At 62.4% G+C, this 13,325-nt stretch carries 12 protein-coding genes; 3 read left to right on the top strand and 9 right to left on the bottom strand.

Features of this window, described 5'->3' with window-relative positions; all coding sequences use genetic code 11:
* Nucleotides 1–22: 22 nt before the first annotated feature.
* The 7 genes from OZ911_RS22425 to OZ911_RS22455 form a co-directional block, all read right to left on the bottom strand.
* On the bottom strand, nt 23–892 hold the full coding sequence (locus tag OZ911_RS22425; protein WP_023047377.1) for an efflux RND transporter periplasmic adaptor subunit: 870 nt from the start codon (nt 890–892) through the stop codon (nt 23–25).
* 12 nt (nt 893–904) lie between these two features.
* Nucleotides 905–1,111 carry a DUF1656 domain-containing protein gene (locus tag OZ911_RS22430; RefSeq protein ID WP_016488714.1) on the bottom strand — a complete coding sequence of 69 codons (207 nt, stop codon included), beginning with the start codon at nt 1,109–1,111 and terminating at the stop codon, nt 905–907.
* A complete protein-coding gene (locus tag OZ911_RS22435) occupies nt 1,098–3,086 on the bottom strand; it encodes an FUSC family protein (RefSeq protein ID WP_024717441.1) in 1,989 nt (662 codons plus the stop codon). Before OZ911_RS22435 ends, OZ911_RS22430 begins: the two co-directional genes overlap by 14 nt.
* A gap of 215 nt (nt 3,087–3,301) precedes the next feature.
* A complete protein-coding gene (gene ccoM, locus OZ911_RS22440) occupies nt 3,302–3,418 on the bottom strand; it encodes a cytochrome c oxidase subunit CcoM (protein ID WP_016488716.1) in 117 nt (38 codons plus the stop codon).
* A gap of 135 nt (nt 3,419–3,553) precedes the next feature.
* Nucleotides 3,554–3,715, bottom strand: coding sequence for a hypothetical protein (locus tag OZ911_RS22445; protein WP_016488717.1), 162 nt, complete (start codon nt 3,713–3,715; stop codon nt 3,554–3,556).
* A 67-nt stretch (nt 3,716–3,782) separates the two neighbouring features.
* Complete coding sequence (locus tag OZ911_RS22450) at nt 3,783–4,112, bottom strand: hypothetical protein (RefSeq protein ID WP_016488718.1); 330 nt, start codon at nt 4,110–4,112, stop codon at nt 3,783–3,785.
* Nucleotides 4,113–4,175: 63 nt separating this feature from the next.
* Complete coding sequence (locus OZ911_RS22455; protein WP_016488719.1) at nt 4,176–4,871, bottom strand: M949_RS01915 family surface polysaccharide biosynthesis protein; 696 nt, start codon at nt 4,869–4,871, stop codon at nt 4,176–4,178.
* A 162-nt stretch (nt 4,872–5,033) separates the two neighbouring features.
* On the opposite strand from OZ911_RS22455, the gene rapA reads away from it, so the two are divergent.
* Nucleotides 5,034–7,880: an RNA polymerase-associated protein RapA gene (gene rapA / locus OZ911_RS22460; protein ID WP_268968478.1), complete on the top strand. Its 2,847-nt coding sequence runs from the start codon at nt 5,034–5,036 to the stop codon at nt 7,878–7,880.
* A gap of 293 nt (nt 7,881–8,173) precedes the next feature.
* Nucleotides 8,174–10,438, top strand: coding sequence for a putative bifunctional diguanylate cyclase/phosphodiesterase (locus OZ911_RS22465; RefSeq protein WP_016488721.1), 2,265 nt, complete (start codon nt 8,174–8,176; stop codon nt 10,436–10,438).
* Here the strand turns inward: OZ911_RS22465 and OZ911_RS22470 are convergent.
* On the bottom strand, nt 10,338–11,225 hold the full coding sequence (locus tag OZ911_RS22470) for an NAD(P)-dependent oxidoreductase (RefSeq protein ID WP_023048581.1): 888 nt from the start codon (nt 11,223–11,225) through the stop codon (nt 10,338–10,340). The two genes, OZ911_RS22465 and OZ911_RS22470, sit on opposite strands and share 101 nt — an antisense overlap.
* A gap of 170 nt (nt 11,226–11,395) precedes the next feature.
* A complete protein-coding gene (locus OZ911_RS22475) occupies nt 11,396–11,707 on the bottom strand; it encodes a DUF2288 domain-containing protein (protein WP_016488723.1) in 312 nt (103 codons plus the stop codon).
* Between the two features lie 359 nt (nt 11,708–12,066).
* Between OZ911_RS22475 and OZ911_RS22480 the strand changes: the two genes are divergently transcribed.
* The gene (locus OZ911_RS22480; protein ID WP_023048582.1) at nt 12,067–13,182 is read left to right on the top strand and encodes a branched-chain amino acid ABC transporter substrate-binding protein; all 1,116 of its coding nucleotides are present in this window, start codon (nt 12,067–12,069) and stop codon (nt 13,180–13,182) included.
* Nucleotides 13,183–13,325 lie beyond the last annotated feature (143 nt).

Consider the following 13,325-nt stretch of genomic DNA (forward strand, 5'->3'; position numbering starts at 1 on the left):
ACAGGCTAACAAGGCAGCACCATCACTGCTCGCCCCGGTCCTCATGCACCTGCACGCTCGCGGTCATGCCTGCACTCAGCGTCACCCCTTCCGGTACCTGGTCCAGGCGAATCCTTACGGGTATGCGCTGGGCCAACCGCACCCAGTTGAAAGTAGGCTCCACCTCCGGCAACAACTGGCTGTCGGGGTTACTGTTGCGGTCGGTGATGCCGCGGCTGATGCTTTCCACATGCCCTTGCATGGGTTCGCCGGCGCCCATCAGCCAGACTTTCACCGTGTCTCCCACACGAATACGCGGCAGCTTGGTTTCTTCGAAATAGGCCTGGATATAAAAGGTTGAATCGTCCACCAGGGCCATGACCGATTCCCCGGTGTTCACGTAGTTGCCCTCGGCCAGACGCAGGTTGGTGATATGCCCGCTGCGCGGCGCGCGCACTTCACTGCGCGCCAGGTTGATCTTGGCAACCTGCAACTGCGCTTCGGCCTCATGCAGTTCACCGCGCGCGATAGCAGCATTGATCTGGGCGTTTTCACGCAACTCGGCACTGATCGCCTCTGGCCCCAGGGCGGTGCGCCGGGCGGCCTCACGCTCGCGCAAGCGCAGTTGCTGGGCGCGGGTCTCAGTCACCGCACGTGCCTGGTCGAAGGCAGCCTGAAAGCGCTCGCGGTCGATGTTCATCAACAGGTCACCCGCCTTGACCTGCTGGTTGTCATGGACTTTGAGCTCACGTACCCACCCGGACACGTCAGGGGCAATCACCACCACATCGGCACGCACACGGGCATCGCGGGTCCAGGGCGTAAGCATGTAGTACTGCCACAGCTGGTAGCCGGCCAACACGGCCAAAGCCACCACACACAGCGTCACCAGGGTACGTACGGCCGCACGCATTGAAACACTCCTTTATAAAGCTCCCAGCAGCCTCACCACCAGGAACAACACACAAACGAACAGCGCTGCGTCGAACAACGCTTCATGCCAGATCCAGCGCCCCAACGGCGTCGCCTGCACCACCAGGCGCAGCACGCCGGTGAGCAGCAGGGCCAGCAACACATAAAGCAGAAACGGGCTGAGCAGCACGCCGCCCACTTCCCATTCATGCAACCCCATAGGCGTCCTCCTGCCAGCGGCACCATTTGCCCCAGCTTTTCTGCAATTGCAGCACCGCACCTTCGGCCAGCCGCAGCGGGTCACTGGCAGGCAGCCGGCGCAAGGCGGCTATGAATTGTTCACTGGCGGCGTCCAGGCGATGCCCGCGCCCGGCGCCCGGCCCTTTGGCCAGTACCGCCTCTACCTGCTGCAAATACTCGCGCTCGGCGCGCCCCAAGGGGGCTTGGGCGACCGCCAGGCACATACGCAGATGCACCAGTTCATCACCGATATCCAACCCATGCAGGCCGTCGTCCCAGCGCTTGCGCTCGCTTTCGGGCAGCTCGCCAGCCTGCCGGGCCAGTTGCATCAGGCGGTCGGCCATGCGCCCGCCAAACCAGCTGTCGGCACCGCGCAGGTCGCGCCGGGTCAGGCGCACCAGGTCGCTCTGGGTGGCTGCCCGCAGGCGCCGGCCCAGCCAGGCCGGGTGGCGGAACACCAGCAAACGGAAGGCCATTACCGCTGCCGACACCCCTACCAGCATCGCCAGCGCACTGTTTAGCATGGTCGCCACACCAAACTGCATGACGTTGAGCGGGGACACCAGCACAATGAAGTGCAGGCAATAAGACGTTGCAGTGGCCCCGGTACGTGGGTGGGCCATGCCCAATGCGCCGAGAAACAACGGCACGCCCATGCCCAGGCAAAGCATGGCAAAGCTGCTCCATTGCGGCAGCAGGATCTGCCCGACCAGAAACGCCGCGGGTATCGCCAGGAAGATGCCGCGCAGGAAGCTCAGGCCAATCTGCGCGCCGTTCTCGCGGCTGGCGAACAGGCTGCAGACCACGCAGGTCAACACCAGGCCACCCGGCGCCGAAGGCCACGCCGTCGCCAGCCAGAAGCCGCTCATCACCAGAAAGGCCAGTGCGCTGCGTGAACCGAACAGCAATGCCAGGGACCAGTCGCGGTGCACGGCCAGGCCCTGCGACACATCCTTGGGCGCCCTGCCCGCCTCCACATCCTCCAGCGCCTGGCTGGCGGCCATGGCGTAATCCAGCAACAAGGCCATGCGCGCCAGGCAGAAGTGCTCCGCCGAACTGATCTGGTCATCATGGGCCGCATCCCAGATGCGCTGGCGCAGCAGTAACAGGCTGGGCCGGTCGGGCTCGAGCAGCAGCGCGCGCACCTCGTCCAGCCAGTGTGCCAGGTGCGCTGCCTCACGCTCATCCAGATGCTGCCACTGCCGCCGCACCGAGCGCGAGATCCGCAACAGCACCATCAGCTTCTGGCTCAGGCCACGGATCGCGCGGGCTCGCTGGCGACCGCGATTGCCTTCGAACCAGGCATGTTCACGCTGGCTGTCGATAGCAACGATACGCCCCAGGCTCTCCAGCAAGCCTTTGCGTGCCTCGTCTGCCCCGCCAAGCATGGCGCTGGCAGCCTGCAGGCCGTTCTGCCATGCCTGTCGGGCCTGCCCGGCCAATTGCTGCTCCACCCGCATTGGCCAGAGCAACGCACTGCTTGCAGTGGCGCAGAAAATGCCCAGGCAGATCTCGGTACAGCGCGCCACAGCCTGGTCAAAGACCTGCAGCGGGTGGTCGATGGCCGGCAAGGCAATAATCGCGGCAGTGTAGCCAGCCAGCACGAAGGCATAGGCCCAGGCGCTGCGCAGTTGGGTCGAGGCCGCAGTGCACAAGGCCAGCCACAGGGCGAGGGTAAACAGGAACAGCCCAGGGGTCTGGGCGAACAGGCCGATGAACACCACGGACATGACGGTACCGACCAAGGTGCCGGCCAACCGCGCCAGGCCTTTCTGCACCACCATCCCTGACAGCGGCTGGGCGACGATGAAGGCGGTCATCAGTGCCCAGGACGGTTGCTCCAGGCCCCAGCGCATTGCCAGCCACAACGCCAGACCGCCACCGAGTAGGGTCTTGACGGCGAATTTGAGGGCGAGGCTGCTGGGGGCGAACAGGGCCTGAAAGGTGATGGGCACTAGGCGGACCTTGCGAGGGATGGTCGTACTGAAAAGATAGACAATGGTGAGCAGGATAAAGCTCAAACGATTAATTAGCTAGCTAATCATCTTTATTGAGACATTGGTAAGCCTGTGCTGCGAAAGAGCCGGCACCGGCAACACTTAAATCGCAGGCAAAAAAATGGGCGACCGAAGTCGCCCTAAATGCCTTGCGTGCTCGTGTACCGGGAAGGTCAGCGCGGCTTGCGCTTTTTCGAGTCCTTCCAGATGAAAATGCCCAGACCGGCAAAGAAGGCCACCATCAACCCGACCGTTACCACACCGGCGATAACCACGTTGTCGAAGAACATGCGGGCCTCCCCATTCGTTTGCCGTTGTCCGATGGGTGCACGTTAACCAATGTGGGGATGGAGAAAATTGACCAGGGTCAATGGTGCCCGGGGCCGGGCACGCGAGGCGGGTGCAGGGTTGACCTGCGTCAAGTTTCAGCGCTTCTTCGGTTTGCCCTTGGGCTTCTTTTTCTTGCTGGTGCTCAACGGCAGAGCCTGCTCGAACGCGTTGCGCATGTCGTTCAGGCGCTTTTCCTTGAGGTCGTGGACACGCTTGGCGCGTTCGGCATCAAAATCGATGAGGTTGTCTTGGCTCATGGGTGGGCTCGACGATCAACTGAGGCTTGCATGATGAAGCCAGGCGCAGGCGCTGACCAGCCCTGCGTCAGACTTCGATGTCCACCAGCAGCCCCTGGCGCACGTGCTCGTCCATCAGTGGCGCGACCGGCACGGTGTTGTCGGCATTGACCTCGTCACCTGGCAAGGCACTGTAGCGGTCCTGGCCGCCCTGCTTGCCACGTTGCTGCTGGCGACGCTGCTCATCGCGCAGCAACAACGCCTGCGCCTGCGGGTCGCGCTGTTGCTTGAGATCGATGGCACTTTCGCCGGACGCAGGCTGCGTGGGTACCACCGGCTTGATGTCCGGGGTCGGCTTGACCGGGTCCTGTTGCGAGGTCACCGGGGCGGCACTGAGCGGAATGATTGGCGGCAGCATGGACGTTCTCCTATGCCCCCTGTATCGGCAGGCGCGAGTTTACCTTGATGTCATGGACAACAATTACTCGGCTTCGTCGTCAAGGTCGTCGTCGCCTGGCGGGCCGGCTTCGCTCCACGGCCGCTTGTAAACCTGCTGCCAGACGGCATCCATGTGATCGCGAAGCACCTGTGGCGCGGTTTTGAGCGAGGCACTGTCATTGCGCTCACCGCCAATCGGCTCTTCACCCGCCGGGCTGATCAGCGACTGGCCAGTGATGGTGTAGCTGGCCTGCCCTTCACGCATTTCGATGGCGATGTCGTGCGGGTCGATGCCGCCACCACAGAAGGCATGGCTGGCCACCGTAACCTCGGCGATACCGTCCTTGTTCAGGTCGCCGACATCGCTGACGTCGGTATAGAAGTCCACGTCCAGGTCCAGGCCAGGGCAAGTGGTTTCCTGCTCGATCTGCCAGCGTGCCTTGAATGCATCGCTTTCGGCAGTACGCCCGTACAAGGTGGCCTTGAGTACCACTTTGTCCACTTCCTGTTCGCTTTCCGGGTCGCTGGCCTGGCCATCGCTGCGGCTCAACACCAACAGGCCTTCACCGTCGCGGTCACGAAAATGCACGCTCTTGATCGGCGTCTGCACGCCGAGTACTTCAAGCTGTTCCATCGGGATGGCGGGCAAGGCCTCGAAGTTTTTCTGTTCGCAGGCGCTCAGCAGCAGCAAGCTGCCCACGGCCATGGAAGCGCTGATCCAGCGGTGGTTGGCAGGCATGTTGGTCCGGGGCCCTCGTCAGCTGCACGGTGCGAGGCGATGAAACGGCTAGACTGACTTACTTCCTGTTGTCGTTCGGCATCTTTCGGTGCGTTCGCACTTTGGTCTGACCGGCCGATCCGTTAACATAATCGGCTTTTTCATCGCGGGAGTTCAGGCAGTATGGCGCAGCAGTATCAACCGGGGCAACGCTGGATCAGCGACAGCGAAGCAGAGCTCGGCCTGGGTACCATCCTGGCGCAGGATGGCCGCCTGTTGACCGTGCTCTACCCGGCCACTGGCGACACGCGCCAGTATTCCCTGCGCAACGCGCCGCTGACCCGCGTGCGCTTCTCGCCAGGTGACCAGATCACCCACTTCGAGGGCTGGAAGCTGACCGTGCGCGAGGTCGATGACATCGACGGGCTGATGGTCTACCACGGTCTGGACGGGCAAAACCAGCCGCGTACCCTGCCAGAAACCCAGCTGTCGAACTTCATTCAGTTCCGCCTGGCCAGCGACCGGCTGTTCGCCGGCCAGATCGACCCACTGTCGTGGTTCAGCCTGCGCTACAACACCCTGCAGCACACCAGCAAGCAGATGCAGTCAGCGCTGTGGGGCCTGGGCGGCTGCCGCGCGCAACCGATCGCCCACCAGTTGCACATTGCTCGCGAAGTCGCCGACCGCAGCGCCCCGCGGGTATTGCTGGCCGACGAAGTGGGCCTGGGTAAAACCATCGAAGCCGGCCTGGTGATTCATCGCCAGTTGCTGTCAGGCCGCGCCAGCCGCGTGCTGATCCTGGTGCCGGAAAACTTGCAGCACCAGTGGCTGGTGGAAATGCGCCGCCGCTTCAACCTGCAGGTAGCCCTGTTCGATGCCGAGCGCTTTATCGAAAGCGACGCCAGCAACCCGTTCGAGGATGCCCAGCTTGCGCTGGTTGCACTGGAATGGCTGGTCGACGACGAAAAGGCCCAGGACGCACTGTTTGCTGCTGGCTGGGACCTGATGGTAGTCGACGAGGCCCACCACCTGGTCTGGCACGAAGATCAGGTCAGTGCCGAATACGGCCTGGTCGAGCAACTGGCCCAGGTGATCCCGGGCGTGCTGCTGCTCACCGCCACCCCCGAGCAACTTGGCCAGGACAGTCACTTCGCGCGCCTGCGCCTGCTCGACCCTAACCGTTTCCACGACCTGGCGGCCTTCCGCGCCGAGAGCGAGAATTACCGCCCAGTGGCTGAAGCCGTGCAGGAACTGCTCGACGAAGGCCGCCTGTCGCCCGAGGCCCACGCCACCATCCAGGGCTTCCTGGGTGCCGAAGGCGAAGCCCTGCTGGCGGCGGTCAGCGACGGCGACAGCCAGGCCAGCGCACGCCTGATCCGCGAACTGCTGGACCGCCACGGCACCGGTCGCGTCCTGTTCCGTAACACCCGTGCGGCGATCCAGGGCTTCCCTGAGCGCCAGCTGCACCCTTACCCGCTGGCCACACCTGAGCAATACCGCGACCTGCCTGCTGGCGAGCACGCCGAGCTGTACCCGGAAGTTGCCTTCCAGGCCCAGGGCGATGTGGCTGACGACGAGCGCTGGTGGCGTTTCGACCCACGCGTCGACTGGCTGATCGACACGCTGAAGATGCTCAAGCGCACCAAGGTATTGGTGATCTGCGCTCACGCCGAAACCGCCATGGACCTTGAAGACGCCCTGCGCGTGCGCTCCGGCATTCCGGCGTCGGTGTTCCATGAAGGCATGAACATCCTCGAACGCGATCGCGCCGCCGCCTACTTCGCCGACGAAGAGTTCGGTGCGCAAGTGCTTATCTGCTCGGAGATCGGCAGCGAAGGCCGCAACTTCCAGTTCGCCCACCACTTGGTGATGTTCGACCTGCCCGCGCACCCAGACCTGCTCGAACAGCGCATCGGCCGCCTTGACCGGATCGGCCAGAAGCACACCATCCAGCTGCACATCCCGTACCTGCAAGGCAGCCCGCAAGAGCGCCTGTTCCAGTGGTACCACGAGGGCCTTAACGCCTTCCTCAACACCTGCCCCACCGGCAACGCCCTTCAGCACCAGTTCGGCCCGCGCCTGCTGCCGTTGCTTGAAGGTGGCGAGAGCAAGGCCTGGGATACCCTGGTGGCTGACGCCCGCAGTGAGCGCGAGCGCCTGGAAGCCGAACTGCACACTGGCCGCGACCGCCTGCTGGAGCTCAACTCCGGCGGTGCCGGCGAAGGCCAGGCGCTGGTCGAGGCCATTCTCGAGCAGGACGACCAGTTTGCCCTGCCGATCTACATGGAAACCCTGTTCGACGCCTTCGGCATCGACAGCGAAGACCATTCCGAGAACGCACTGATCCTCAAGCCGAGCGAAAAGATGCTCGATGCCAGCTTCCCGCTGGGCGACGACGAAGGCGTGACCATCACCTACGACCGTGCCCAGGCGCTGTCGCGTGAGGACATGCAGTTCCTCACCTGGGAGCACCCGATGGTGCAGGGCGGCATGGACCTGGTGCTGTCCGGTTCGATGGGCAACACCGCCGTGGCACTGATCAAGAACAAGGCACTCAAGCCGGGCACTGTACTGCTCGAATTGCTGTTCGTCAGCGAGGTGGTGGCACCGCGCAGCCTGCAACTGGGCCGCTACCTGCCGCCGGCGGCACTGCGCTGCCTGCTCGACGCCAACGGCAACGACCTGGCCGCCCGCGTGGCCTTCGAAACCCTCAACGAGCAGCTCGAAAGCGTACCGCGCGCCAGCGCCAACAAGTTTGTCCAGGCCCAGCGTGACGTGCTGGCCAAGCGCATCAGTGGCGGTGAAGAGAAGATCATGCCCACTCACGTCGAGCGCGTAGCCGAAGCCCAGCGCCGCCTGGCGGCTGAGGCCGACGAAGAGCTGGCTCGCCTGGTGGCACTGCAAGCGGTCAACCCAAGCGTGCGCGACAGCGAGATCGACGCGCTGCGCAAGCAGCGCGAAGAGGGTCCGGCGATGCTGGACAAGGCTGCCTTGCGCCTGGAAGCCATTCGCGTACTGGTAGCGGGCTGATCTGACACGCCCGCTGGTGGCCTGACCACCATCTGTAGGCGCAGCCTTGTGCTGCGAAGAGGCCGTATGCCCCACAAGATTGTTGTGAGGCATACGGCCTCTTCGCAGCACAAGGCTGCGCCTACACCTATATGTCCCTCTTTATGCCTGCTGGCGATTGGGTTGATAACCAAATCGTAGAAATCAAACTGCCATTATTCAGGAAGGCTTAAACACCTCTTCCTATACTGCCTCTGGACAGTCTGCACAGGGCTGTAGCGCAGACGAGTGAAAACTCGATCATGGGGCAATCAATGGAATGGCTGGGGCTGCAACTGTTCGCCGACCTTCCGGCATTCGGGCACATCGTTATCGATTGCCGCCATGAACCGTTTCTGGTCCTGCTCGCCTACTTCGTTGCCTGCGCGGCTTGCTTCGCGACCCTGGACATGGCCGAGCGCCAGTCCCACAGCGAAGACCCCACTGCCCACCGACAATGGCACATGCTTGGCGCCTGCTGCCTGGCCGGTGGCATCTGGGCCATGCACTTCATCAGCATGCTGGCCTTCCAGGCACCGATAGAGGTGCACTACGACGTTTCCCTGACCATTCTTTCGCTACTCATCGCCCTGGCCGTCGCCTGGGTGACCATGCGCAGCCTCGACCGCAGCCAGATGCGCGTGCAGCACTTCCTGCAAAGCGCCGTACTGATCGGCATGGGCATTATCCTGATGCACTTTGTCGGCATGGCTGCGATGGACACCGGCGCCCAGCAGTATTACCAGACTGGCCTGCTGCTGGCCTCTGCCACCATTGCCCTGCTCACCGGCCTGGCTGCGTTATACCTGGCCCGGTACTTCAGCAATGGCAGCGGCACCCTGCACCAGGCAATGAAGTACGGCGCCAGTCTGCTGATGGCCGGTGGCATCGTCGCCACCCATTTCACCGCGATGTCGGCCATGACCCTGGTGATCCCGCCCGACACCGCGCTGCGCCTGCCCTCCGCCGACAACAGCCTGCAACTGGGGTTGGGCATCGGCTTCATCACCCTGCTGATCAGTGGCGCCAGCATCAGCGCCGCACTGGCCGACAAGAAGCTGCAGAGCAAGGAGCACGATCTGCGCCGGGTCAACGTGCTGCTCAGCCAACTGGACCAGGCCCGCGCATCGCTGCAGCAGGCCGCGCACTACGATGCCCTGACCAACCTGGTCAACCGCCGTGGCTTCAACCAGGTATTCGAAGAGCGCCTGGCCGAACACCACGCCACTGAAAACCGCCTGGCAGTCATGTTCCTCGACATCGACCACTTCAAGCGCATCAACGACAGCCTTGGCCACGACGCTGGAGACGAACTGCTCAAGGTGATCGCCAGCCACATCAAGGCCGCCACCCGCCATCAGGACCTGGTCGCACGCCTGGGCGGCGACGAGTTCTGCGTGGTCACCAGCCTCAGCAACTGCGACGAAGCGCGCCACCTGGCACAACGCATCATGCAACGGATGAAAGAACCCATCGACCTGGGTGGTCGGCGCATGGTCATGACCACCAGTATTGGCATCAGCATCTTCCCCGACGACGGCACCAGCGCCGAAGAACTGCTCAAACATGCCGACCTGGCCCTTTACCAGTCCAAGGACAGTGGGCGTAACGGCCTGCACTTTTTCAACGAAACCCTGAAAAACCAGGCATCCCTCGCCTTGCAACTCGAAGAAGAACTGCGCATCGCCCTGCTCGAAGAACGTGGGTTGTGCGTGCATTACCAACCCATCTTCGACATGCGCAGCGGGCAGGTGGCCAAGCTCGAGGCCCTGGTGCGCTGGCATCACCCGCAGCACGGCTTGCTGGGGCCCGACCGTTTCATCGGCATTGCCGAAGCCAATGGTCTGATCATCGACCTTGACCTCTGGGTAATGCGCCACGCCTGTGCCGACCTGGCACACCTGCACCGCCACGGTTATGGCGATATCAAGGTGACGGTCAATTGCTCGGCAGTAACCTTGAGCCACGACGAGCTGCCCAACGAAGTGGAGAAAGCGCTGTTCCACACAGGGCTCGCACCCCGGCACCTGGAGCTGGAAGTGACCGAAAATGCCCTGATGGGCGATATCCAGCGTACCGTCAACCTGCTCAAGCGCGTTCGTGCCTTGGGCGTGGCGCTGTCAATCGACGACTTCGGCACTGGCTACTCGTCACTGGCCTACCTCAAGCGCCTGCCGCTGGACGTACTGAAGATCGATCGCAGCTTCCTGCAGGATGTGCCGGGCAGCCAGAAGGATCGCGAGATCGTCCAGGCGATAATCGTCATGGCGCATACCCTGCACTTGCAGGTCGTCAGCGAAGGCGTGGAAACCGCCGAACAGCAGGCTTTCCTTCAAGACCATGGCTGTGACTATCTGCAGGGCTACCTGCTGGGCCGCCCGGTACCGCTGGCCGAGCTACGGCCACTACTGGAGCGGCTGCAGCGCCAAAGCCAGGTACTCATCCCTTGTTGCGGTAAAGTTCTACAAGGGTCGCCGGATCTTTTTGCAAGTAACCCTGGCTACCGTGCAGGCGCATCAATTGCGCGGCGAGGCCGCTGAGCGGCGTCGCCGCCCCCTGCTCACGGGAAAACTTCACTGCGCCATCGAGGTCCTTGAGCAGCGTGCGCACGTGCCACTTGATCGGCTCGAAGCGGCTTTCAGCCATTTGCGGTGCAAGGATCTGCAGCGGCTTGGAATCAGCAAAACCACCGGCCAGCGCTTCGGCGATCAGCGTCGCGTCCACCCCGGATTGCTCGGCCAACGCCACCACTTCGGCAATGACCAGGGCATTGCATGCCACGATCATCTGATTGCAGGCCTTGGTCACCTGCCCCGCCCCCACCGCCCCCATGTGCGTCACACGCTGACCCAGCACCTGCAGCACTGGCCGTGCACGTTCCAGGTCGGCCGCTTCACCGCCAACCATGATCGCCAGGGTACCGGCCTCGGCACCTGGCGTGCCGCCGGACACCGGAGCATCCAGCCAGGCCATGCCACACAGTACCGCGAGCTCGGCGGCCATTTCACGGGTGGCGGTGGGTTCCAGGCTGGAGAAATCGATCAGCAACTGGCCGCTGCGCCCACCCTGGGCAATCCCTTGCTCGCCGAACACCACCTCACGCACCACGGCCGTATCGGCCAGGCACAGCAATACCATATCGCTGCCCTGGCACAGTTCGGCGGGGCTGTTGGCCAGGCGCGCGCCGGCGGCGACCAGCGCGGCGCACTTGTCCGGGCTGCGGTTCCACACGGTCAGCGGGTAGCCAGCCGCTAACAGGCGTCGACACATGGGCAGGCCCATCAGGCCGATGCCGGCAAATCCAAGCGAAGGCAATGCAGTGCTCATGAATGACTCCTGACTATTCGAATTGTTTTCCAGGCTGGCCAGAACGGTGGGCATATTACGCATCCCGTAAACTGTTACCGCCACGCCGAATTGTTACTTACCTCTACCCGCCTTGAACGCCTTCGAGCACCAAAACGGAGCTGCTGCGCATTTTTGCGCACCAAAAAAGATCACGCCTCAACCGGACGCTTCACCTGGATCACGATGAACGGCGAAACCACCACCGCCCAGATCTCTGGATCGCGGCTTTGCAGGTCCAGCGCCTGCTCGGCCGACACCGGCCCAACGGTGCCATCACTACGCCACTTAGCGAAGATTTCGCCGCGATTCTCGGCCATTGCCTCGGCAACGGTGATCAGGTCCAAGCTGGGGTCGACCCAAATCAGGTCACCCTTGGCCCAGAAACGCTCCAGCGCTTTCCACTCGATGATTGCTGTCTCGCCAAGCAATTTGGCATAGAGGGTGCTTGTTTGATCAGTCATGGGTGGTATCCGCAAAAATCGGCCAATAAAAAAGGTCGGCATTTTTGCAGAAAAACCCGGTTTCAAATATGTAATTTGGTCGATTGACCCCGAACTTGTGGGGCGGGGTCGCAGATACAGGCAATTTGATGGCGCCTTTTTGTATCTTTCTGTCGAACAAGCGACAACCCAGGAAACAGGCACTTTTTGAACGCTTTTCAAGCGCTCGAACAGCGCTCTACACTGTACCGGTACAGTTCCGGGACATGTTCCGGGGGAAGGTGGGCTTGCGCGTTGGCATGGCCACGCCGCAAATCCCGCCCGGTCTGTAGCCCTGGCCGCCAGGACTATAAGAATTACAACAGAATGAGTGGAGCACTATGATCAAGATTTCCAAGCTGTTCGCCGCAATGGTACTGGCCGGGGTAGCCAGCCATTCGTTTGCCGCCGATACCATCAAGATCGGCATCGCCGGTCCCAAGACGGGTCCTGTGACCCAGTACGGCGACATGCAGTTCATCGGCGCCAATCAAGCCATCAAGGATATCAACGCCGCGGGCGGCGTCGATGGCAAGATGCTCGAAGCCAAGGAATACGACGACGCATGCGACCCTAAACAGGCCGTGGCAATCGCCAACAAAGTGGTCAACGACGGCGTCAAGTTCGTCATCGGCCACCTGTGCTCCAGCTCTACCCAGCCTGCATCCGACATCTACGAAGACGAAGGCGTGATCATGATCACCCCGGCCGCCACCTCGCCGGAAATCACCGCCCGTGGCTACAAGCTGATCTTCCGCACCATTGGCCTGGACAGCGCCCAGGGCCCGGCCGCCGGCAACTACATCGCCGACCACGTCAAGCCGAAGGTCGTTGCCGTCCTGCACGACAAGCAACAGTACGGTGAAGGCATCGCCACCGCCGTCAAGCAGACCCTGGAAAGCAAGGGTACCAAGGTTGCCGTATTCGAAGGCCTGAACGCGGGTGACAAGGACTTCTCCTCGATCATCCAGAAGCTCAAGCAGAACAATGTCGACTTCGTGTACTACGGCGGCTACCACCCAGAGCTGGGTCTGATCCTGCGCCAGGCACAGGAAAAAGGCCTGAAAGCCAAGTTCATGGGCCCAGAGGGCGTGGGTAACGACTCGATCTCGCAGATCGCCCAGAACGCCTCCGAAGGCCTGCTGGTCACCCTGCCGAAGTCGTTCGATGCCGACCCGGAGAACAAGAAGATCGTCGACGCCATCAAGGCTGACGGCAAGGACCCAAGCGGTCCGTTCGTGTTCCCTGCCTACTCGGCTGTCGAGCTGATCGCACAAGGCATCAAGGCGGCCAAGTCCGAAGATACCGACAAAGTGGCAGCGGCCATCCATGCCGGCTCCTTCAAGACCCCTACCGGCACCCTGTCGTATGACGAGAAAGGCGACCTGAAAGACTTCAAGTTCGTGGTCTACGAATGGCACTTCGGCAAGCCGAAGACCGAAGTCTCCCCTCAGTAACTGCGTGACTAAATAGCTGACTTACGAGCCCACTGTGCGAGCAGTGGGCTTTGTTTTATGAGGTTCATGGGCCCGATCCCCGCGATCCGGGGGCTAGCCCACCTGAAAATCTTAAAACCGTCACCCGCGGTTTCCTGGCATAC

Origin of the sequence: Pseudomonas fortuita (genome assembly GCF_026898135.2) — a bacterium.
GTDB lineage: Bacteria > Pseudomonadota > Gammaproteobacteria > Pseudomonadales > Pseudomonadaceae > Aquipseudomonas > Aquipseudomonas fortuita.

Bases quoted from the DNA above. Each gene is read 5' to 3' on its own strand.
- OZ911_RS22450 (WP_016488718.1), bottom strand. From the start codon at position 4,112: ATGCTGCCGCCAATCATTCCGCTCAGTGCCGCCCCGGTGACCTCGCAA.
- OZ911_RS22470 (WP_023048581.1), bottom strand. From the start codon at position 11,225: ATGAGCACTGCATTGCCTTCGCTTGGATTTGCCGGCATCGGCCTGATG.
- OZ911_RS22425 (WP_023047377.1), bottom strand. From the start codon at position 892: ATGCGTGCGGCCGTACGTACCCTGGTGACGCTGTGTGTGGTGGCTTTG.
- OZ911_RS22465 (WP_016488721.1), top strand. From the start codon at position 8,174: ATGGAATGGCTGGGGCTGCAACTGTTCGCCGACCTTCCGGCATTCGGG.
- ccoM (WP_016488716.1), bottom strand. From the start codon at position 3,418: ATGTTCTTCGACAACGTGGTTATCGCCGGTGTGGTAACGGTCGGGTTG.
- OZ911_RS22430 (WP_016488714.1), bottom strand. From the start codon at position 1,111: ATGGGGTTGCATGAATGGGAAGTGGGCGGCGTGCTGCTCAGCCCGTTT.
- rapA (WP_268968478.1), top strand. From the start codon at position 5,034: ATGGCGCAGCAGTATCAACCGGGGCAACGCTGGATCAGCGACAGCGAA.
- OZ911_RS22445 (WP_016488717.1), bottom strand. From the start codon at position 3,715: ATGAGCCAAGACAACCTCATCGATTTTGATGCCGAACGCGCCAAGCGT.
- OZ911_RS22455 (WP_016488719.1), bottom strand. From the start codon at position 4,871: ATGCCTGCCAACCACCGCTGGATCAGCGCTTCCATGGCCGTGGGCAGC.
- OZ911_RS22480 (WP_023048582.1), top strand. From the start codon at position 12,067: ATGATCAAGATTTCCAAGCTGTTCGCCGCAATGGTACTGGCCGGGGTA.
- OZ911_RS22475 (WP_016488723.1), bottom strand. From the start codon at position 11,707: ATGACTGATCAAACAAGCACCCTCTATGCCAAATTGCTTGGCGAGACA.